This is a genomic window from Micromonospora sp. L5, assembly GCF_000177655.2.
Taxonomy (GTDB): domain Bacteria; phylum Actinomycetota; class Actinomycetes; order Mycobacteriales; family Micromonosporaceae; genus Micromonospora; species Micromonospora aurantiaca.
This window is the reverse complement of sequence record NC_014815.1, coordinates 3,271,587-3,291,053: the sequence shown is the minus strand read 5'-3', so window position 1 is coordinate 3,291,053 and position 19,467 is coordinate 3,271,587. Positions and strand designations below refer to the sequence as shown.

23 protein-coding genes and 1 tRNA gene are annotated in these 19,467 nt (G+C 69.2%); 9 read left to right on the top strand and 15 right to left on the bottom strand.

The features are described from left to right. Positions 1 to 3: 3 nt before the first annotated feature. The 11 genes from ML5_RS15620 to ML5_RS15575 form a co-directional block, all read right to left on the bottom strand. The gene (locus ML5_RS15620) at positions 4 to 300 is read right to left on the bottom strand and encodes a hypothetical protein (RefSeq protein WP_013475342.1); all 297 of its coding nucleotides are present in this window, start codon (positions 298 to 300) and stop codon (positions 4 to 6) included. Then, the gene (locus ML5_RS15615; RefSeq protein ID WP_013475341.1) at positions 297 to 590 is read right to left on the bottom strand and encodes a hypothetical protein; all 294 of its coding nucleotides are present in this window, start codon (positions 588 to 590) and stop codon (positions 297 to 299) included. The genes ML5_RS15620 and ML5_RS15615 overlap by 4 nt, the downstream gene beginning before the upstream one ends. Then, positions 587 to 835, bottom strand: a complete 249-nt coding sequence (locus tag ML5_RS15610) for a hypothetical protein (RefSeq protein ID WP_013475340.1) — start codon at positions 833 to 835, stop codon at positions 587 to 589. The genes ML5_RS15615 and ML5_RS15610 overlap by 4 nt, the downstream gene beginning before the upstream one ends. Positions 836 to 977: 142 nt before the next feature. Then, complete coding sequence (locus ML5_RS15605) at positions 978 to 3,191, bottom strand: cell division protein FtsK (protein ID WP_013475339.1); 2,214 nt, start codon at positions 3,189 to 3,191, stop codon at positions 978 to 980. Between the two features lie 87 nt (positions 3,192 to 3,278). Further along, positions 3,279 to 3,449: a hypothetical protein gene (locus ML5_RS32365; RefSeq protein WP_013475338.1), complete on the bottom strand. Its 171-nt coding sequence runs from the start codon at positions 3,447 to 3,449 to the stop codon at positions 3,279 to 3,281. Between the two features lie 43 nt (positions 3,450 to 3,492). After that, complete coding sequence (locus ML5_RS15600) at positions 3,493 to 3,924, bottom strand: helix-turn-helix transcriptional regulator (protein ID WP_013475337.1); 432 nt, start codon at positions 3,922 to 3,924, stop codon at positions 3,493 to 3,495. Between the two features lie 97 nt (positions 3,925 to 4,021). Next, positions 4,022 to 4,216, bottom strand: a complete 195-nt coding sequence (locus ML5_RS15595) for a hypothetical protein (RefSeq protein WP_013475336.1) — start codon at positions 4,214 to 4,216, stop codon at positions 4,022 to 4,024. Between the two features lies 1 nt (position 4,217). Further along, complete coding sequence (locus tag ML5_RS15590) at positions 4,218 to 5,018, bottom strand: hypothetical protein (RefSeq protein WP_013475335.1); 801 nt, start codon at positions 5,016 to 5,018, stop codon at positions 4,218 to 4,220. Positions 5,019 to 5,034: 16 nt separating this feature from the next. Next, a complete protein-coding gene (locus ML5_RS15585) occupies positions 5,035 to 5,697 on the bottom strand; it encodes an NUDIX domain-containing protein (protein WP_013475334.1) in 663 nt (220 codons plus the stop codon). Beyond that, positions 5,694 to 6,068: an RRQRL motif-containing zinc-binding protein gene (locus ML5_RS15580; RefSeq protein WP_013475333.1), complete on the bottom strand. Its 375-nt coding sequence runs from the start codon at positions 6,066 to 6,068 to the stop codon at positions 5,694 to 5,696. The genes ML5_RS15585 and ML5_RS15580 overlap by 4 nt, the downstream gene beginning before the upstream one ends. Beyond that, positions 6,068 to 6,313 (bottom strand): DUF6284 family protein, encoded by a 246-nt coding sequence (locus ML5_RS15575; RefSeq protein ID WP_013475332.1) that lies wholly within the window; start codon positions 6,311 to 6,313, stop codon positions 6,068 to 6,070. The genes ML5_RS15580 and ML5_RS15575 overlap by 1 nt, the downstream gene beginning before the upstream one ends. Before the next feature lie 401 nt (positions 6,314 to 6,714). Between ML5_RS15575 and ML5_RS15570 the strand changes: the two genes are divergently transcribed. The 3 genes from ML5_RS15570 (at position 6,715) to ML5_RS15560 (ending at position 9,633) form a co-directional block, all read left to right on the top strand. Further along, positions 6,715 to 7,128 (top strand): helix-turn-helix domain-containing protein, encoded by a 414-nt coding sequence (locus ML5_RS15570; RefSeq protein ID WP_013475331.1) that lies wholly within the window; start codon positions 6,715 to 6,717, stop codon positions 7,126 to 7,128. A gap of 74 nt (positions 7,129 to 7,202) precedes the next feature. Then, the gene (locus ML5_RS15565; RefSeq protein ID WP_013475330.1) at positions 7,203 to 8,690 is read left to right on the top strand and encodes a helix-turn-helix domain-containing protein; all 1,488 of its coding nucleotides are present in this window, start codon (positions 7,203 to 7,205) and stop codon (positions 8,688 to 8,690) included. A 1-nt stretch (position 8,691) separates the two neighbouring features. Then, positions 8,692 to 9,633: an SDR family NAD(P)-dependent oxidoreductase gene (locus ML5_RS15560; protein ID WP_013475329.1), complete on the top strand. Its 942-nt coding sequence runs from the start codon at positions 8,692 to 8,694 to the stop codon at positions 9,631 to 9,633. A gap of 145 nt (positions 9,634 to 9,778) precedes the next feature. Here ML5_RS15560 and ML5_RS32025 read toward each other — a convergent pair whose 3' ends face one another. Together ML5_RS32025 and ML5_RS31540 are read right to left on the bottom strand one after the other, a co-directional pair. Further along, positions 9,779 to 10,597, bottom strand: a complete 819-nt coding sequence (locus tag ML5_RS32025) for an HNH endonuclease (RefSeq protein ID WP_143766941.1) — start codon at positions 10,595 to 10,597, stop codon at positions 9,779 to 9,781. Between the two features lie 32 nt (positions 10,598 to 10,629). Next, a complete protein-coding gene (locus ML5_RS31540; protein ID WP_013475327.1) occupies positions 10,630 to 12,204 on the bottom strand; it encodes an AAA family ATPase in 1,575 nt (524 codons plus the stop codon). A gap of 294 nt (positions 12,205 to 12,498) precedes the next feature. Between ML5_RS31540 and ML5_RS32230 the strand changes: the two genes are divergently transcribed. The 5 genes from ML5_RS32230 (at position 12,499) to ML5_RS15540 (ending at position 17,101) form a co-directional block, all read left to right on the top strand. Continuing rightward, positions 12,499 to 12,570, top strand: a tRNA-Ser gene (locus ML5_RS32230). A 146-nt stretch (positions 12,571 to 12,716) separates the two neighbouring features. Further along, the gene (locus ML5_RS15555) at positions 12,717 to 13,112 is read left to right on the top strand and encodes a GntR family transcriptional regulator (RefSeq protein WP_013288286.1); all 396 of its coding nucleotides are present in this window, start codon (positions 12,717 to 12,719) and stop codon (positions 13,110 to 13,112) included. Continuing rightward, positions 13,109 to 14,008, top strand: a complete 900-nt coding sequence (locus ML5_RS15550; protein WP_013475326.1) for an ABC transporter ATP-binding protein — start codon at positions 13,109 to 13,111, stop codon at positions 14,006 to 14,008. Before ML5_RS15555 ends, ML5_RS15550 begins: the two co-directional genes overlap by 4 nt. Continuing rightward, positions 14,005 to 14,976 (top strand): ABC transporter permease subunit, encoded by a 972-nt coding sequence (locus tag ML5_RS15545; protein WP_013475325.1) that lies wholly within the window; start codon positions 14,005 to 14,007, stop codon positions 14,974 to 14,976. The genes ML5_RS15550 and ML5_RS15545 overlap by 4 nt, the downstream gene beginning before the upstream one ends. A 115-nt stretch (positions 14,977 to 15,091) precedes the next feature. After that, the gene (locus tag ML5_RS15540) at positions 15,092 to 17,101 is read left to right on the top strand and encodes a helix-turn-helix transcriptional regulator (RefSeq protein ID WP_013475324.1); all 2,010 of its coding nucleotides are present in this window, start codon (positions 15,092 to 15,094) and stop codon (positions 17,099 to 17,101) included. 61 nt (positions 17,102 to 17,162) lie between these two features. On the opposite strand, the gene ML5_RS15535 is transcribed toward ML5_RS15540, so the two are convergent. Both ML5_RS15535 and ML5_RS15530 read right to left on the bottom strand, forming a co-directional pair. Further along, positions 17,163 to 18,263 carry a cupin domain-containing protein gene (locus ML5_RS15535; RefSeq protein ID WP_013475323.1) on the bottom strand — a complete coding sequence of 367 codons (1,101 nt, stop codon included), beginning with the start codon at positions 18,261 to 18,263 and terminating at the stop codon, positions 17,163 to 17,165. Between the two features lie 37 nt (positions 18,264 to 18,300). Further along, the gene (locus ML5_RS15530; RefSeq protein ID WP_225319765.1) at positions 18,301 to 18,645 is read right to left on the bottom strand and encodes a hypothetical protein; all 345 of its coding nucleotides are present in this window, start codon (positions 18,643 to 18,645) and stop codon (positions 18,301 to 18,303) included. An 88-nt stretch (positions 18,646 to 18,733) separates the two neighbouring features. Here ML5_RS15530 and ML5_RS15525 point away from each other — a divergent pair, with 88 nt between their 5' ends. Continuing rightward, a complete protein-coding gene (locus ML5_RS15525; RefSeq protein WP_013475322.1) occupies positions 18,734 to 19,465 on the top strand; it encodes a DUF1275 family protein in 732 nt (243 codons plus the stop codon). Positions 19,466 to 19,467: the final 2 nt, after the last annotated feature.

Below are 19,467 nucleotides of genomic sequence, written 5' to 3'. Positions count from 1 at the left end.
CTCCTAGGCGGGTCGGCGGTGAGCGCGGGCGGCGTCAAGGTCGATCAGCGCGCCGCCCTGCTCCGGGCCGCGTGCGGGCCGCTTGGCGGCGGCGGTGACGGCCACCCGCAGATAGAGCCGGTGGCGACCGGTGTCCGCGCCGGTCAGCGCCCGGCGGGTGCCGCGCTGTGTGAGGTGCCCGGCGGCGATCAGGGCGGCGGTGAGGGCGTCCAGCTCGGCCGGGGTGCCGGTGAGCCACACCTCCGCACCGGACAGACGCGGATCGCGCGGTGACGCGCCGTCGCGGCGCGGGCCGCTCACCGCGCGGCCCGCCTCGGCCGAGGCCGCGCGGCGATCGCGGCACGGGTGACGGCCTCGCGCAGGTCGCCGAGCAGCCCGACCAACTGGCGGCGGGCGGACAGCTCCCCGGCGGCGAGCGCCACGCGGACGCGCACCTCGGCGTGCTCCCGCCCGGCAGCGGTCCGGACGCGCACCAGCACGGCGCGGGCGTGACCGGGAATGTCGACCACGATCTCTGGCGAGCGGTGCTCGCCGAGGCCGCAGCGGTGGTCCCGCCCGCACCAGTCGGTGTGAGCGTTGCGGCGGTTCATCGGTGGGCCTCGGCGCGCAGGCGGTGGAGGACGTTGTAGATGCGCCGTCCGGTGCGTAGCCGCATGCCTCGGTCGCAGCGGCGGCAGGTGCGCGGTCGGTGGAGGATGCGGGTGGTGGTGTGGCCGGTGCCGGCGCATCGCTGGCAGGTTTTGAAGGGGATGACCCAGCACAGCCCGGCGTAACCGAGCGTGATCAGGGCGAGGATGGTGGCGGTGACGCTAGCGAGGGTGAGCAGGGGGTCCACAAGTGCCTCCCGGGCCGGTTTTTGGGTGTGAGCGGCCGTGAGCTGCTAGCTACTAGCGGGCAGCTCATGATTCGGATGGGGTGCTAGCGGGGGTGCTAGCGCTAGCAGAGCGGGCCGCTAGCGCTAGCACCCTCAGACCGGGTTATCCGGCGGACCGTTTGCGGTCACGCTCCGCGATCGCGGTCAGGAGGTCGGCGTGCTTGATGCCGCGCCGGGTGACGGGCTTGCCGTCGATGCGGCGGCCGACGTCGGCGACCTTCACGGCCGGGTGGGGCTTGAGCGCGGTGGTGAGCTGCGCCGCCTCCCACCCGCCATAGACGTCGGGTCGCAGCTCTGCGAGGAGGCCGCACAGGGTCTCGTTCCAGGCGGCCTTGTCGTCGCCCGGCCACACGCGGGCCAGGTCGCCGAGCACGTCCGCGACCGGGGCAACCTCGCGGGTCTGCTCGTCCGGCTTGGGCAGCGTGCCGGCGGTCTGGCGCAGGGCGACGGCGCGGGTGACGATGCGGGCGGCGGCGGTGGTGTCGACGTAGAACGAGCGCACCGCCGACGCCTTCGGCCCGAAGCCGCGCAGGATGCCCCACCCGGCCTCAATGACCGGCTGGAAGACGGTGGCGCGGTAGCCGTTCTTGTAGGCCGAGGTGCCCAGGATCATGTCGTTCGCGGTCTGGTCGGCCACGCTCAGGCAGAAGCGGCTGTTGACGTTGCGGGTGATGCCGGTGGGCAGGCTGTCCTTGTCGGGGATCTGCGTGCCGATCATGATGATCACGCCGAGCGCCCGGCCGAGCTTGATGACCTTTTCCAGCAGTTCCCCGGCGTCTTTGCCGTACTTGCTGGTCATCAGCTCTTGCAGCTCATCGAACCACGCGACGAGGGGGTGAAGTCCGGAGCCCTTGAGCGACGCCAGCTCGGGCGTGACCTTGTTCTCGGGTGCCTTGCCCAACCTGGCGTAGTGCTCGATGCGCTTCGAGCGGCGGCGGCATTCCTCGTAGAGCCATTCGATGAAGCCGAAGCAGCGGGCGAGGGTGTCGTCATCGAAGCCGTTGCCGTACTCGGCCATCACCGGCTCAAGCACGGCGAAGTCCCCGACCCCCTTGAGTTCGTAGCCTCGGATCTCGGCGCGGGGGTCGAGGGCGGCGGCGAGGATCAGATCCCGCAACGCGAACGTCTTCCCGGAGCCGGGCTGCCCGCCGAACAGGAAGTTGCGGAACATCAGATCCACGCTCACGGCGTCCAGACGCGGGGTGGTGGCGAACGGGAACGCCTTGAACACGTCCACCTTCGCGGCGCTGCTCAGCAGCGGCCACGGCGGTTGCTTCATCTGCGACGCAGGCTCGTAGCCGACCCACAGCGCCAGGCGGCCGGTGTGACCCGGGGCGGGCTCGGGCCACACCTGATCCAGCGGCAGCCGCATCGCCGAGGCCAGCTTGCCTCGGCGGGCGACCACCTCGGCGGCCTCCACCCCGTACGGGAGGTCGACCACGGCGAGGTGGCCGGGGCCGTCCCGGTGGATGTCCACCGGGAAGCTGATCGCCTTCGGATCCTTGGCGACCGCACTGTTGATGCCGCTCATTTGCAGCGACGTGAGCGCCCGGCGCACCAGGTCGGCGGTGAGCTTGCGGTACCGGTTGCCCTCGGTCACCCGGTCGGTGAGCGGCTTGTCGGCCGGGCGGCCGAGGGTGGCCAGCAGCGGCACCACCAGGACGAGGGCGGCGTAACGCCACCAGACGGGACCGAGCGCCAACACCACCCCGCCGACCACGGTGGCGGCGGCCGAGGCGGCGAGTACCCACCACCGCCAGACGGTCTGGCGTTGGCGGCGGGCGTCGAGCTTCATCCACGTGTCCGCGTCACCCCGACTCGCGGCGGCTTGCCGTAGGTGCCAGTTGCCTTCCTCGGCGCTGGCCCAGTGCAGCGCCCGCCCGGCACCCCGGAACAGGCCCAGCGGCGCGTAGAGCGCGGTCTTCGCCGCGTACTTCGGCAGCCTGACTGCGTGGTAGGCGGTGACGTATCCGGCGTCCTTGACCTGATGCCGGGCAGCGGCGCGGAAGGCGCGCCAGGAGCGCGCCCAGTCGGCCAGGATCGGCCGGCGGTCTCGCTGCCGGGCCAGCACTTCACGGGGGATGTCGTCGGCGGTGTCGACCGGGCCGCCGTCGCGGTCCGGGCCGTCGTCCACACTCTCCGCATCGTCGGCGTCGGCGTCCGGGGCGTCGTTGTCGGCCGGGGGCCGCGGCCGGGGCGTGCGGCGGGCGCGGGCGTCGTCCAGGTCGACCACCTCGGCACCCTCACCGCCCGTGGGGTCGGTCAGGTCGGCTTCGGCGGCCTGCCAGTCGAAACGGTCGTCATCAGGGGCAGTCATGATGGGGGTTCCTCCGGTCATGGATCGGTGGGGTCCGGCGGCACGGCGCGGTTTGCGAGGCCAGGGCCGTGCCGCCGGGCGCGGGGGTCAGTTCTTGACGGAGACGCGGTTGCCGCAGTCGCCGCAGGTGGCGTAGGTGCGCCGGTCGTCGGCGGTGATGTCGCGCCAGTTGCTGTCGTTGCCGCAGGGCGGGCACCACAGCGTTGAGGTGCCGGTGGTGATGCGGCCGGTGGATCGGCCGATCGAGATGCGTGCCATCAGGGGTGTCTCCTTCGCGGGGTGACTGCCGGCGGGGGCGGGGTTAGGCGGCGCAGAACAGGGCGGCGATGAACAGGAAGCCGTAGTGCCAGGACTGGTCGAGGGCGTAGAGGCCGCCGCCTCGGGTCAGCCAGTGCGGGTCTTTGCCGAGCACCTCGGCCAGGCGGCGCAGCGGGGTACGCCGGTCGGCGATGTAGTGCGACACCGCCGACACCGCCAGCCCGATCCCGACGCCCCACAGGTCCAGGCGCAGCCCGGTCGCCAGAACGACGGTGGTCAGGGTGACGGCGGCGGTGAGGGTGTAGGTGGCCACGTGCGCGGCGCAGGCCAGGCGGCCGAGCCACCCCGGCTCGCTCTTGCAGTCGGCCTGCCACTGGGTCTGCACCCAGTGATCGGCGACCTGATGCGCGACGTAGAGCGCGGCGAACACGGCGGCGAACACGGCAGCACGCGCGCCGGTCGGATCTGCGAACATGAGGGGTATCTCCCGAGGTCGGTAGGTACGGCTGAAGGGGGGTGGACCGGCGGCACGGCACGGTTCCTAGGCCGAGGGGCCGTGCCGCCGGGCGTAGTCAGTCGGTGATGGTGATGCCGTCTGCGCGGCGCTGCCGCTCGTCGGCGGCCCACCCGTGGATCTGGCCTTGCACCTCGGGCGACAGGCTGCGGAACGCCTTGCGGGTGTTGTCGTTCCGGTGGATCTCCCGGACGGCCCATTCCGCGACGATGTTGGCCAGATCCTGCTCAGTGGCCTTGCGCTTCTTGGGCATGTCAGTGGCCCTCTCGGACGAGGTGCGCGAGCGCGGCGCCCATGCCGAGCACGGCGACCGGGAGGCAGGACACGAGGGTGGTGATCCACCATGGGGCGGCGGTGACGTCGTAGGCGGTGAGCAGGTGGTAGGCGACCTGGCCGAGCGCGCCGACCGCGAGGGACGCCAGCGCCGACCACTTGGCGAACGTGCGCGCCCGGGTCGGCACCCTGCCGGACAGCCACACGTACAGCGCGTACGCGGCGTACGCCTCTACCCCGATCGGCAGGGTGATCGCGGAGTCGATGGTGGCCCACGAACCCGGCTCCACGATCCCGGGCAGCAGGTCCACCTTCCCGAAACCGGTGAGCTTCCCGAGCCCGACCCAGCCGGACCACACGGCCACGAACGCGCCGAGGGCCATCAGCACCACCGGCCACACCACCGGACGGCGGCCCGGCTCGTCGGCGGTGGGCGTGTCCGGGCGACTGACCGGCGTGGCCTCGTCGTCCGGCTCGGTCGTCGCGCTCTCCGGGGCGGGCGTCGGGTCCACCGTGACCGGCGCGGCGGGTGCGGCGGGCTCGGGTGCGTCCGGCGCGGCGGCCGGGTCCGGGGCGGTGGTGTCGGCCGGAGGGGCGGTGGGCTCGGCCTTGAGCAGGGCCAGGAGTTCCCCGGCCTTGGGTGCGCCGATGCGGAACTCGCGCATGAGGCGGTTGCGCGACGGGAACGTCTCACCCTCGGGCAGGTCCAGCGCGCGGGCGGCGGGCAACAGGTCTTCGATCGGCTGTGGGTAGCGGGTGCCGTTGATCGTGGGGGCAGTCATGGCGAATGGCCTCCGGTCAGTGGGTGAGGGCGTGGGCGATGAGGTCGCGGTGGGCGGGGAACACGACGCCGCTGTAGGTGTCGGCCAGGTGCCGCACCACGGCGTAGAGGTCGTCGGCGGGGATCCAGGCGGCGCGGCGGGCGTCGTCGTGGCCGGTCACCTCGGGCAGGCCGCGGCAGCCGTCGCCGAGGTGGATGCGAACCGGGGTGGTGACCATCCACGCCTCATCCGAGGCGCGCGGGTCGGGCACGTAGCGGGCCGGCAGGGTGGTGTCGGCGTGGTTGCGGACGATCAGGCCGGTTTCCTCGGCCAGTTCCCGGTACGCGGCGGTGGTCGGGTCTTCGCCGGGGTCGACGTAGCCGCCGGGCAGCGCCCATCCGTGCCCGTCGGAGCGTTCGACCATGAGCAGCCAGCGGCAGCCGTAGCGGTCGGTGGCGGTGACGATCGCGTCGGCGCACTGCTGCTCCCCCCAGTGGCCCAGCTCGTTGCGGCCGTAGCGGATGCCGGTCGGGGCGTACGGGTTGACCGGCCGCCCGTCCACGAGCGGGAACGGGATGGCGGCGGCGGTCCGGCGGGGCGTCCAGTCGATGGCGGTGGGATCCATGGTCGGGTCGGCCCACGACGCCCCGGCGGCGATGCCGTCCAGGACGCTCGGGTGGGTGTAGGTGCGGGGGGTCACGCGGCAACCTCCAACGGGTATACGCAGCTCAGGCATTCGCCGAGCGAGCGCGGGATGTAGTAGCCGCGTACCTGCCGGCAGGTCGGGCAGGTACGGCGGGCGAGCAGCGCGGCGCGGACCGCGCGGAGTTGGGCGGGGGTGGCGGTGCGCTTCGGGGCGGCCAGGTCCAGCCGGTACAGGTAGGCGGCGCGGATGCCGCCGACCCCGGCCCAGAGGATCTGAGCGGCGACCGGCTGACCACCGGGACGCAGCCCGGCAGCGCGGAGTTGGCGGCGGGTGGCGTAGCCGGGCGGGGCACCGCGCCACCAGTAGGTGGGGATGCCGTACCGCGCTCCGTCCGGATCGTGGAAGGCGGCGCGGATGCGGGACATCAGGCCGCGCGGTGCGGGTCGGTGCGGGTGCTCAGGTCGGCGGCGGCGCGGGTGACCCGGGCCTCGGCCCGGCGCAACCGCCGCCAGTCCAGAACGGTCGGGCCGCCGTGGTCCTCGGCGTAGAGCATCGTGATCTCGGCGTCGAGCACGTCCAGCTCGGCGGCGATCAGCGGCCACTCCGTGTCGATCGCGGCCAGGTCGGCGGCGGTCGGCTCGGCGGCCACGGGGGCAAGGTGCTTCCTCACGGGAAACCTCCGGGAGAGTCGCTGAAGTCGGGAAAGCCCCGGGGCGCGACCAGACCGGCCGCGCCCGGGACGAACAGAAATCAAGAGGCAGAAGTCCATGCCGCGCGCCGGATCCGGCCCGCTCGCCCCGCTCGCCCGGGAAGACACCGGGGTCGGCCACCGTGTGGCTCAAGGCGGGGATGCCGCAGACGGATCTACGCGGCGCTTCTGCTGTTCAGTTCTCAATGACCAAGTGCGCGGGTGGCTCGTGGGCGCGCAGCGCTGCGAAGCGCTGCCTTCCCCGGGACCAACCGGCGGCGTAGCTGATTTCAGCGCTAAAATTAGCGCTGATGTTGTGCGGTGTCAACGAGGGTGGAGGAACTAGGATCAGCGGATCAGGCAGTCAGACAGGGAGGCAGTCGGTGGAGGATTGGCAGGCGGTAGCCAGTGCCATGAACAGCCGGATGACCGAGTTGCCGATGACCCAGCAGGAGTTGGCCGAGCGATCGAAGGTGTCGGTTGCGACCCTGCGTGAGCTGCAATACGCGACCGCGACTCGCAAGCGGTCCGCTCGCACGCTCGCTGCAATCTCTCAGGCTCTCGGCTGGCCGGACGACTACCTCCGAGCCGTGCTGACGGGGTCCGCACCGCCGAGCGGCAGCGGGAAGGCGGGACAGACGGACGGTTCCTCGTTGGTGCTCGCGCGGCTGGATCAGCTCCACGCCGAGGTACGGCGGCTCGCGGATGCCGTCGAGCGGATCGCGGTCGATGTCGGTCATGGCGACAAGGACACCAGTTCCGGACGCACATCCAAACGCCGTTCAACAGGCGAGTAAGCGCCGTTCACTAGGCATCAACTAGGCACGGGTGGTGCGCGTCCCGGTGCCTACGCCAGCAAAGGAGGGCGGCTATGCCTGCTCGCGCCAGAGATGCCACCCCGAATTTCGCGCTCTACAACCTCCGCGACGCTGCGGGTGAGACTCAGCAGGACGTGGCGGACGGGCTCAATCACCTTGGGGCGGGGCGCGGGAAGCGGTTGGCCGTCACCGCCAACCAGGTGAGCAGGTGGGAGCGGGGAATCACGTTCCCGTCGGCGCTCTACCGACAGCTCCTCGCCGAGCACTTCGGTGTATCGGTGCAGGATCTTGGCCTGACGCGGCAGCGCGTCACGCCGCAGCAACGCGATAGTCCCGAGAACGACTCTGGAGGTTTCGCGATCCACCAGGAATCCGAGTCTCACCCGCACGCCGAGGAAAGCCAGGAAGAGTGGCGGGCTGTCCGCCGGAAGCTGAACGTCCACCGGGTGCAGCTCGCGCGGGAGGCAGCGCGGCTCTACGACGCGAAGGACCGGGTAGGCGACACTGGCCTGATCGCGCCACCGGAATGGCTGCCGTCGACCCCCATCGAGTTGACGCAGTTCGGCATCGACCTCGCGCCGGAAGAGACCACCCCTGCCGTCACCGGTACCGAAGACGCGTCGGCCTGCGTACGGCCGTTGGCGTCGGACGGACGGCGCCACCAGCGCTACAGCCTCGCCCTGCGGGACGTCGAACAGCCCCGGCTCTTTGAGAACCGGCTCGCCTGGCATCTCGCGGGAGTCGACTGGAGCCAGCCCGACCAAGCACTCACCTTCACCACCGGCACGTACTTCGGTGGTGTCGACGTCTCAGAGGCGCTCGCGCACGAGATGGCGATGTACCACGTTGCCGGCGACGGAAGCGGCGTCCTGCCGGCGTCCTGGCGGAACCTGGGCTTTCGGCGGCTTGTCGGTGACCCGTTCACGCCGAGCCGTCGGCCGACGGCACCGTCAACCGACACGCTCACCCTACGGGTGGACGAAGACGGGGTGTCCTTCGTGCTGCACAACCGGGCGGCCGGCAACGTAGCCGTGGCTGGGGGAATGCTGCACATCATGCCGGCGGGGGTTTTCCAGCCGTCGAGCGTCCTACCTGCGGCCTTAGCGGCCGACTTCGACCTGTGGCGCAACATGATGCGGGAGTACAGCGAGGAATTTCTCGGCACGGCCGAGCACGGTGGTGACGGTGAGCCGGCGGATTACACCGCCGAGCCGCTGGCAAGCTTCCAACGCGACTACGCGGCGGGTGGGATACGAGTCTTCTGCCTCGGCGTCGCTCTCGACGCCCTCACTCTCTGGGGCGAAATCTTGACCGTAGCGGTGTTCGATGGCCCCACCTATGACCGCCTATTCGCCGACATGGTCAGCGCCAACGACGAGGGGACCGTGGTGAAGACCGGGCGGGTGCGGCCCACGTCGGCACTGCCATTCACCCGCCACACCATCGACGAACTGACCGCCAGCGGGCGGCTAGCTCCGGCGGCGGCCGGCTGCATCCAGCTCGCGTGGGAGCACCGCCGTACGATCCTGGGGAGAGGCTGACGTGCACGTACTGGTAACCGGTGGCCTCGGATTTCTCGGCCGCGCCGTCGCCCGTGACCTGCTCGCCGCCGGACACCGGGTCACCGTCATGAGCCGGGGCCACGGGAACCGCAAGCCATCGGCTGATGTCGCGATCGTGACGGGAGACATCCGAGACCGCGCCCGGGTCGCCCAGATCGTCAAGGAAGGCGGGTACGAGGGAGTTGTTCATCTGGCTGCCTTGACCAGCGGCCGGGACTCGTTCGCCGACCCGCTGAGCTACTTCGACGTCAACGAGACCGGCACCCTGAACCTGCTTATGGCTCTCGACACCGTGCGGACGACCACCGACCCCGTCGCCCTGGTTTTCACCTCCACCAACATCGTCTACGGATCGCAGCACCAAGGCGCGCTCTCCGAAGACCTCCCCCCGCACCCCGAGAGCCCATACGCGGCTTCGAAAGTCGCCGCAGAGCACATGGTCGCTGCCTACGCGGCGACCGGGGCAATCGGGGCGATCACCGTTCGGCCCTTCAACATCGCCGGAGCCGTCGACGGGGTCACCGACACCGACCGCGCACGGATCATCCCGAACGTCTTCCGTGCGATCAGCGGCCAGCTCGACCACGTCACCCTCAATGGCGACGGATCAGCAGTCAGGGACTTCGTCCACGTCGCCGACGTCGCTACTGCCATCCGGCAGGGCCTGGCCGCCTGCTCCCCCGGCGTCTGCCCGACCATCAACCTCGGCTCCGGGACCGGAACGAGCATGGCCGCGGTGGTAGCCACCGCCGAGCAGATCACCGGCCACTCGGTGACCGTCCACCGCCAGCAACCCAAGCCCGAGCCGCCAAACCTGATCGCTGACATCAGCCGCGCCCAAGCCCTTCTCGGCTGGACCCCTGCCAGGTCCAAACTCAGCGACATCCTCTCGGACGTGTGGAAAGCATGGCCTGGCAGCTAGGGTCTGCGTCTAGGTTGGTGCTGCGCGGGCGGCTGGAGTGCGGGTGATGGGCTACGCGAGTGGTCGAAGATTCCGGGCCGCCGGGGCGGTCGGAGTGATTATGAGCACCGGCGAGTTGGGCTATGCAGGCAACTGCAACGGATAATCAAGTCGGATAGTTGCCGATGGCCTCGAATCCCCCAGAACAGAAATCGTGGTGTGCGGCGAGTGACCAGTAGAGGGCCGTCTTCCAGTCGTTCAACCCACGGGCCTGAGCGATGCTGGCATACCGCGCACTCAGCCACCGTTGGACCTCGAATGAGTTCTCATCAGGGCCGTACACGTCGCATAGCTGCCCGTGCATCTCAGTCAGCTCTGCTGCGGCATCCAGGATGTAGGTATCGCCTAGACTAAGAGTCCTGAAGTGATAGCGCGCATTTCGGATCAGTTCGGGCGAGACCGCAGGGTGATCGACGATGCTAAATATTGCTGAAACTTCTGATCCGACATCGACATGGGCCGCGAGTATCGGCTGACTTGGCAGCTTATCAAAATAAGGGTGCAGGAACCTGGCATCGCCAGGACTATGCATCCTGTCCAACTTCTTGTTGTTGCAGCGATAGCAGGCCGGTACGAGATTTTTGGAAAGTATGCTGAACTCTGGGTAGTTGCCTTTCGGTAGGTAATGGTCAAGCGTATACACTCGTCCGCGGCCGCACAGCGGGCATTGCCCTTTGCGAGTGATGGACTGGAGGAGTTCCTGCCTGAGTTCGTTCAGGACGCGACCCTCGTTCAAGGCGTCATAGTTGGCCAGGAGCTCCTTCTTCAGGTCATCCGAGACAGTGATCGGATCAATGTGTGCACCATGCTTCATCGCCCCTTCGTACGACTTGTAAGCGTCCGCCACAGAAGGAATAGCCATACGCAGGGTTTGACGGGCCTCGGTTGACCGGCGGCCATCAGCGACACGCACATAGTCAGCCATATCGTCACGATCAGGAGGGGTGAGGTTGTACACTAATCCAGCTCCCGAGATCGCTGAACACCCCTGACGTATGCACGAGCCTGGGCGCTCATTCCCTCGCCACCAAACATCTCATCTATCTCTTGAATGGTATGATTTTTGCTCAACTGTTCAAGAATCGAGTGATAATCAGTGCTTGAGCTATCGAGGTCGAATACATGGCGAGTTAGTGTTCCAACATTCTCACCGAAAGTCTCGATCTCGGGTTCATGCACGAACGTTTGTTGGACATTTCTTCGAAGCACGCGCACATAGCGGCGTGGAACTTCCTGAAGCACCACAGGCGAATGGGTCGCTATCACTGCATAGCTATCCCTCCGCTCCAGCAGGACATTTATGCTCTTGAGCAATGCAGCCAACAGTGGTGGGTGAAGGTGACTTTCCGGCTCGTCAATAAGAACCAGCGATTTACGCTCCAAGTGCGCTGCAAGGTGAACGACGATATTCAGAACGATTTTGTGACCAGTACTTAGCGATGGAAATATCTGACTGCGGAAGGTCTTCTCGTGAAGAAGTCGGGGCGACACGCCCAGCCTTCCAAAGGAAGGCTCCTCCTCGATCGGCTCCAAAGCTGCGTCGAGTAAGCTCCTCCTCGGCTCATCCTCCGTTCGGCGCAACGCCTCGAAGAAGTCGTGAGAAATCTCGCCAATGCTCTTAAGAGTATGAGCGTCTGAACCCGAGAGCGGACGGTCGGTCTGGCGCTTTTGTTCATTAGAGAACTTCCGAAGACCGCAGTAGACGTATCCCCAAAGATCTCCCGATCGCGCGATCCTCTCTCTCTCCAACGCATCTCGACCAGGGACCTCGAATGTATCGAAAGCACTATAGGAGATGGCCAGAACTGCACCGAAGCGCAACTTCTGAGGGGTGACTATTCTACCGAACTCCATTGCGAACCTATGGTGTTCACGTTCATCCAAGTTCGCGTTGGCAACCCATGCCAGGTTGGCGAGAAGGCGGGTTTTCCCCGTGCCGTTGTAGCCGATAATCGCGTTTATCCGGGAAGGGATTTCCTTGAGGTCGTTATACGCAAACTTCGTAGTAAATTCTGATCCGCCGACGCTCGAAAGAAAGGAGAATCTGAGCGGCGGAGAATCTTTTGGTGACGGGAGTTGGAATGCATTACGAAAGAGGGGCGCGGCATCCTCGATGGCGCGGGCCGAACTACTGAAGCGTTCGAGGGAAACCTCAAATCCCTCCTCTTCAATGAACTCCTCACGGATTGATGGCTGGAACACCACATCCCGGAGTCCCCGCAGGACCTCCCGCGTAATTTCCGACCCCAAAGCATGGAGCGTTTCGTAGTAGGACAGTGACTGACCCAGCGAACAATAATTGTTATCAAGTTGATTAAACGTGCGCTGGATGGGCGTAAATCCGCCTTCTTGGCCCTTGGTCAGGATTTTTACCGGACCGAGATCGACAACTCGCCCATCCTCAAGGAATATCTCGACGGTGAAGGTGGTCTTGTACCCCCAATCGTCCCAATTGTCTCGGCGAAGCAGGACGAACCCGCGCCTTGGCGGTCCAGCCAGAGGCTCGCCCTTCTCCTGCACCCGGAACAACATGGGCTCCACCTCCACCAAGCCGTGAGGCTCCATCATGGCAGGCGCTGGGCGCCGTCGGGGGCTGCTGTCTATCAGATAGACGTCGGACAAGACCATGTGAACGAAAAGCTAGCCGGCATGACAACGCGAAAGGGCTTAGGCGGACCGAGCGCTTCCTCGCCGCTGACCGCTGCTCTGGCGCGGCAAGCCGTGTCCGTGTTCGACTGACACGGCAAAATCCCAGAGGAGTCTCGTGCCACATGCGTGCCAAAGCTGCCCGCCCTGCCCCACGACTGCCAGCCCTCTCGCAGCTCAGCCGTATGGCGCGGCCATGACTCTCACCGCCCTCCGGAGGCGGGAGCGCAGGTTCGAATCCTGCCGGGGGCACACTTGCTAAGAAATCGCACCAAGAGACCTTCACGAGCCCGACAGCCGCCCTGGCTGCCGGGCTCGTTCCGTTTCCGGGCGCGCCGGCTCCCTTGACCACCGATCCACTGCTTTACTACGTTACTAGTAAAGCAGTGAGGAGCACCGTGTTCGTCTTCCGGCTCGACACCCACTCCGGCGTGCCGCCGTACCTGCAACTCGTCCAGCAGGTCCGGCAGGCGGTGCTGCTGGGCTTCCTCCAACCCGGTGACCGCCTCCCGCTCATCCGCGAGGTGGTCGAGGACCTGGCGATCAATCCGAACACCGTCGCCAAGGCGTACCGGCAGATGGAGCAGGAGAACCTGGTCACCGGCCGGCCCGGCCAGGGCACGTTCGTCAACGCACAGCAGTCGGCCGTGATGTCGGCGTCGACGTACACGTCGCTGCGCCGCGGCCTGGAGACCTGGTTGCGCCGCGCCTACGCGGCCGGCCTCGACGAACAGGCGGTCGACGCGCTCTTCACCTCCGTCCACCAGCAGACGAGGAACGAGGACGTGGCGTGACAGCGACCGGGTTCGCGCTGCGCACCGACGGTGCGGGCAAGCGGTACCGGAAGGGCTGGGCGCTGCGTGACTGCACCCTGGCGCTGCCGGCGGGCGGCGTGATCGCCCTGGTCGGGCCGAACGGCGCGGGCAAGACCACGCTGCTGCGCCTGGTCGTCGGGTTGCTGGCACCGAGCACCGGCACGGTGGAGGTCCTCGGCCGGGACGTCACTGCGAGCACCCCGCAGACGCTGTCCCGGATCGGGTTCCTGGCCCAGGACCACCCGCTGTACAAGCGCTTCACAGTCGCCGAGATGCTCCGCTTCGGCCGGGCCTGCAACCTCCGCTTCGACCAGGGGTTGGCCGAGCGCCGGCTGGCGAAGCTGGGCATACCGCTCGACCGCAGGGCCGGCACGCTCTCCGGCGGGCAGCAGGCCCAGGTCGCGTTGGCCCTGGCGCTGGCGAAGCGGCCGGACCTGCTCGTCCTCGACGAGCCGGTGGCCAGCCTCGACCCGCTGGCCCGGCACGAGTTCCTCCAGGTCCTCATGGGCGCGGTGGCCGAGGGCGGGGTGACCGTCCTGTTCTCCTCCCACGTCGTGCACGAGCTGGAGCGCGTCTGCGACCACCTGGTCGTGCTCAACCAGGGCCGGGTCACGCTCACCGGTGACATCGACACCCTTCTCGCCGAGCACCGGCTGCTCGTCGGCCCGCGCACGGCCGACGACCTCGACCGGGCCGGCACCGTCGTGGAGGCCGTCCACAGCGACAGGCACACGACCCTGCTGGTACGTGACGGCGGGCTCCCGGCCGCGCCCGGGTGGCAGGCCCAGCCGGTCGCGCTTGAGGATCTGGTGCTGGCGTACCTGCGCCGGCCGTCCGAGCCGGGCGCCGCGGTCACCTCGGGGGTGCCGGCGTGACGTGGTTGATCTGGCGCCAGCACCGGACCGAGGTCTGCGTCCTGGGTCTGCTCGTCGGCGTGTTCGGCGTCGCCCTGCTCGTTCTCGGGACGCAGGCCCACGACCTGTTCCCCGGCGGTCCCGCCCGGTGCGCGGGACAGGCCGGCGTCGACACGGCCTGCACGGCCTCCTTCCGCCGGCTCGACGAGAGGTACGGGTACGTCGAGAACCTCCTGGCGGCCTTCTACCTGGTCCCCGTCGTCATCGGCGCGTTCCTCGGCGCACCGCTGCTGGCGCGCGAACTGGAGGACGGCACCTGGCAGCTCGCCTGGACGCAGGCCGTGCCGCGGATGCGCTGGCTGGCGGCAAAGCTCGCGGCACTGGCCGGCGTCACCGTCGCGCTCACCGGGGTGTTCACAGCGGTGCTCACCTGGTTCCGTCAGCCGTTCGACGCGTGGGAGGGGCGGTTCCAGTACGACGCCTTCGACCTGGAAGGACTCGTCCCGGTGGCGTACGCGTTGTTCGCGTTCGGTGTCGCCACCGCCGCGGGGGCGATCCTGCGGCGCAGCCTGCCCGCGTTCGGCGTCGCGTTCGGGGCGTTCCTCGCCGCCCGGATGTCGGTGGGGCTGTTGGCCCGTCCCGCGTACGCCACGCCGCTCACCACCATGGAGCCGGTCCCCGCCGGCGGTTCGACGGACCGGGCGGGGCACCTGCCGGGCGTCGCCGACTGGGTGATCGAGCGCGGCTACGCCGACGCCACCGGGCGGCGGCTGAGCGGGGCCGAGTACGCCGAGCTGGCGGACGCCGCCGACCGGGCCGGCACCAACCTCAACCAGTTCCTGCACGCGCGCGGCGTCCAGCAGTTCGGGGTCTACCACCCGGCGGACCGGTTCTGGACGTTCCAGCTCATCGAGGCGGCAGTGTTCGTCACCGTCGCGGCGATCCTGGTCGGTGTGGTGGTGTGGCGGGTCCGGCGCCGCGTCATCTAGCGGCCCGCACCGGAGATCCGGAGCCGCCCTCACCTTTGTCCCCCGATTCGGGGATGAGCAGGTCGTGAGCTGGCTAACCTCGCGGTGAACGGGTCGAAACCCAGCACCTGCGAAGGTGAGCCAGTTGCCCGAGACGCCGTTGACCAACCGTCCCAAGATGCACACCGGCGTACCCTCGTCGCTCACCACTGCGCAGCGGTGGGTCCTGCGCGGCGTCGCCGTCGCGGACGCCCCCTGCGGCCTGTGGTTCCTCGAAGCGGTGGCCGTTCGCACCGGCACCACGCCGGACGAGCCGGTCGACGCGACGGTGGAGGAGCTGATCGCGCGCGGGTTCCTCGTCGACACCGCGGCCGGGCTGCGACTGGCCTCGATCGCGCTGCGCGACGACGTCCTGCGGGACACGCCGGCCTCGGTGCGCCAGGCGCTGCGCGAGGCGGCCGCCGAGGTGCTCGCCGACGCCGGACGCCCGGCCCAGGCCGCCCGGCAGCTCCTGCGGGTCCTGCCGGCGGTGAGCCGGTCCGCCCGGGCGCTCGCCACGCGGCTGGCGGCCGACCCGGCGGTCGGACCCAGCCTCGCCGCGGACCTGCTGCTGGCCGCCCCGGCACCGGGCCCGGCCGACGAGCGCCTGGCCTGGCTGGTCGACGTCGCCGACAACCTCTACCTGGCCGGCCGGTTGGACGAGACGCTGCGCATGCTGCACCGGGAGGTCGCCGCCGACAGGTACGGGCCACGGCAGCGGGCGATGCTGCTCGGGTGGCTCGGGGCCTACTACGCGACGCAGCGCCCCTCGCTGTCCCTGACGTACCTCGGGCGGGCGCTGAACCAGGAGCTGGACGCCGCCGGGCGGAGCTGGACGCTCACCATGCTGGCGCCGCTGGCGGCCCGGTTCGGGCATCCCGACGCCGCCGAGCTGGTGGCGGCGGCGGAGCGGGCGCACGAGCGCAGCCCCTCCCCCGGCGGCGGTATCCGGCTGGCCCTGGCGAACGCGTCCCGGGCCACCGCCACCGGCGACCTGCCCCGCGCCGCGCGGATCCTGCGGGAGGTGGACGCGGGCGAGCCGGCTGCCCGTACCCAGGCGATCTTCCTGCGCGTCGACCGGGTGGCGAACCAGATCGCGCTCGGCCGGTACGTCGACGCGGCGACCGCGCTCGACGGCGTCGCCGGGGAGATCGACACGCTGGGCGCGGTGGCGCAGCCGCTGGTGACCGCGCTGGACTGCGTCCTGCGGCTGAGCACCGGCGAGCTGGCCGAGGCCGAGGCGCGGGCCCGCCTCGCGTTGGCCGAACGCGGTGTCGCCCTGCCGGCGCAGGCCCGGGTGGACCTGCTCGCCACGGTCGTGGAGGTGCTGCTGCGCCGGGGTGAGGTGGCCGCGGCCCGGAAGCTGCTGGCGGACGAACGCCCCACGGTGGGCTGGCCCGACGACATGCAGTGGTTCCGTCTGGGCTGTGCCGCCGCGGGCGACCCGGAACCGGGCCGGCACGCCGCGCTCCTGGGGGCCGCGTTGGCCATGCCGGACCGCTCGATGGCTCCCCTGCTGCTGGTGCCGCACCACGGCCCGCGGCTGGTCCGCGCGGCACTGGCGCTGGGTGACCGGCAGCGGGCCGAGATCCTCGCCGACCACCTGAAGCGGGCCGCCGGGATGGCGAACAACGCGCTCTGGCGCGGGGTGGCGCACCAGGTCGACGGGCTGCTGACCGATGATCCGGCGGCGCTGCGCGCGGCGGTACGGCTGCTCCGCACCACCTCCGCCCGGCCGGCCCTGGCCGGCGCGCTGCACGACCTGGCGCGGTCGCCCGGGCTGCCGCCGGCGGAGGCGCCCGGCCTGCTCGCCGAGTGCGCCGCGATGTACACCCGGATGGGTGCCGGCGTCGCCGGGGACGGGACGCCGGAGCCCGACGGCACGACGGGAGACGACGCCTGCCGCCCGGCCGTGGCCGCGCTGACCCCCGCCGAGGTGCGGGTGGCCGAACTGCTCGCGGTCGGCATGACGAAGCAGGAGGCGGCCCGGGACCTGTTCGTCTCGTTCCACACCGTCGACACCCACCTGCGGTCGATCTACGCGAAGCTCGGCGTCCACAACCGGGTGGAGCTGGCGCTGGTCTGGGAGTCGCGGGACGAAGGTTGAGGAATGCGGCGCGGAGCGCGGACACCACAGGGTCGCGGCGTCCGCGCTCGGCATCGCGTTCTCAGTGCCGTTGCAGCGGGCTCTTCGTCTTCGGAAGGGCCTCGATCAGCTCGCGTGGCACGTTGATCGTGTCCGCGACCACCTCCGGCGGGACGTTGGCCAGCCACTGGGCGAGCGACACGTCCTCGAACTTCGCGGTCCGGAACAGCTCCAGGTAGACGAAGGGTTTGTCACCGATGTTCTCGATGTAGTGGCCCATCGAGATCGGCACGTAGCCGACGTCGCCGGTCTCCATGTTGAAGGTGCGCGCGGTGCCGTGGTTGGCGAAGACGCCCATGCGTCCCTTGCCCGAGATCACGTACTGCATCTCCGCGCCGTTCGGGTGCCAGTGCAGTTCCCGCATCGCGCCGGGTTCGATCTCCACCATGGCGACCGTGGTGGTGATCGCCGCGGCGAAGTTGCTCGAGTCGGCGATGCGTACGCTGCCGCCCTCGAACTTCTCCGGCGTCTGGGCGAGCAGGCTGTGCTTGAACGTCCGGGGCACGTCGCCGGTGGGGCTGAAGACCCGGTCCTCGGCCAGCGGCGGCGGGCTCTGCCCCGGGAAGATGTACCGCTCGGACTCCGGCGGGAAGTTGGCCATCTGCTGCATCGTCCAGCCGAAGTTCTTGGCGATGACCTCCTTCGGCACGTGCGAGAAGAAGTCCGTGAGCTGGAACGTGGCGTCCTCGGAGTAGCAGCCGTCGTCGAAGACGAGCAGGAACTCCACGCCCTCGTCGTAAGCCTGGATGTGGTGCGGGATGCCGGCCGGGAAGTACCAGAGGTCGCCGGCCTTGACGTCCTCCAGGAAGTTGCGGCCCTCCTGGTCCACGGCGGCGATCCGGCAGCTGCCGGTGAGGACGAAGGCCCACTCGGACTGGATGTGCCAGTGCAGTTCCCGGTACGCCCCGGGGTTGAGCTTCATGTTCACGATCGCCAGGTCGTGGGCGATCGGCAGGAGTCGGTTGGTGACCTCCCGGGTCCAGCCGCCGCTCTCCTGCCGGGTGTGCGCCAGCGAGAACGGGAACACCAGGTTCGGCATGAGCCCGTTGTCTGTCGACGGCGGATGCACCAGGTCGGGGTGTGACTGGTCGATCGCCGGATTCCGCGGGACCGTGCCGACCATCTGGTGGTCCTTGGGCGATGATCCCATTCCGGCACGGTCATTGGATCGGGGCATGACGGATTTCCTTCCGGGTGTGGACCGCCGATTCGGCGGCCCGGGACGGGACGAACAACGCCCGCAGGTGTTCCGGGCTCTGAAAGGCCACTGCGAGCGGAATCGCGACACAGAGGAACAGCGACGCCGCGATGCTCCAGACCGGAGCATCCGTGGCGACCCCGGCGACGGCCAGCGCCGCGATCGAATAGAACGTGACGCGGATTCTGGCGACGGGGAGCACGAACATGCGCTCGGCCTCCTTCGGCTTCGAGTCTCGCCGTCGAGACGCAATTGCGATGCTGCCGAACCGGATGCCATTGGTGAATAACGCGATCGCGCCATTCACCGGAAACGACAGGAAACACTTTTCCCGGCACTTCTGCGCATCGCGGGCCGCAACGGTTTAACGGGCGGAACGAGGGGTAGGGAGGGCGATGTCCAATAACGCGGAGGATCGCTGGCGGGTGGGGGAATACGACTTCCACATACCGTTTCTGGCACTTGCGCTCTCCACCGGCCTCGCCGGTGTGGTAGACGCCTTCTCGTTCCTCAAGTACAAGGTGTTCGTGGGTATTCAGACCGGCAACGTGGCGTTCGTCGGAATGGGTGCCGCCGATCACCTGCCGGCGTGGCCGTCCGCGCTGGCGTCACTTGTCGCGTTCGGCCTGGGCGGCCTGCTCGGCGCCGGGATCCGCCGCGTGCGCCCGGCCGGACCGCTCACCCCGCCGGGCATGGAACTGCTCGCCATGCTGGCGCTGCTCGTGCTCTGGGGGCTGGTGGACCGGTCCCTCGACTCGGGGCGGGACTCGCTGACCGAGCGCACGATCCTGACCGCGCTGCTGGCGTTCCCGGTCGGCATCCTCGGCGGGCTCGTCGTCCGCACGTTCGGCGTGCAGACCGCCACGTCGTACCAGACCGGCACAGTGCTGCGCACCACGAAGGGCATCGCCGACTGGGTGTTCGAGCCGGAGGGCCGCAGCGCGGCCGGGCGGCTCGCCGCGACCGGCCTGCTCTGCCTGGTCAGCTACGCGATCGGCGGGTTCGTCGGCGCGGCCACCGAGACCCGCCCGATCTGGACGATGATCGTCACCTGGGCGCTGGCAGTGGTGCTCATCGCGTTCACCTGGGGCAAGCGGCCACCGGCGACGGCGACCCGGCGCCACTGACG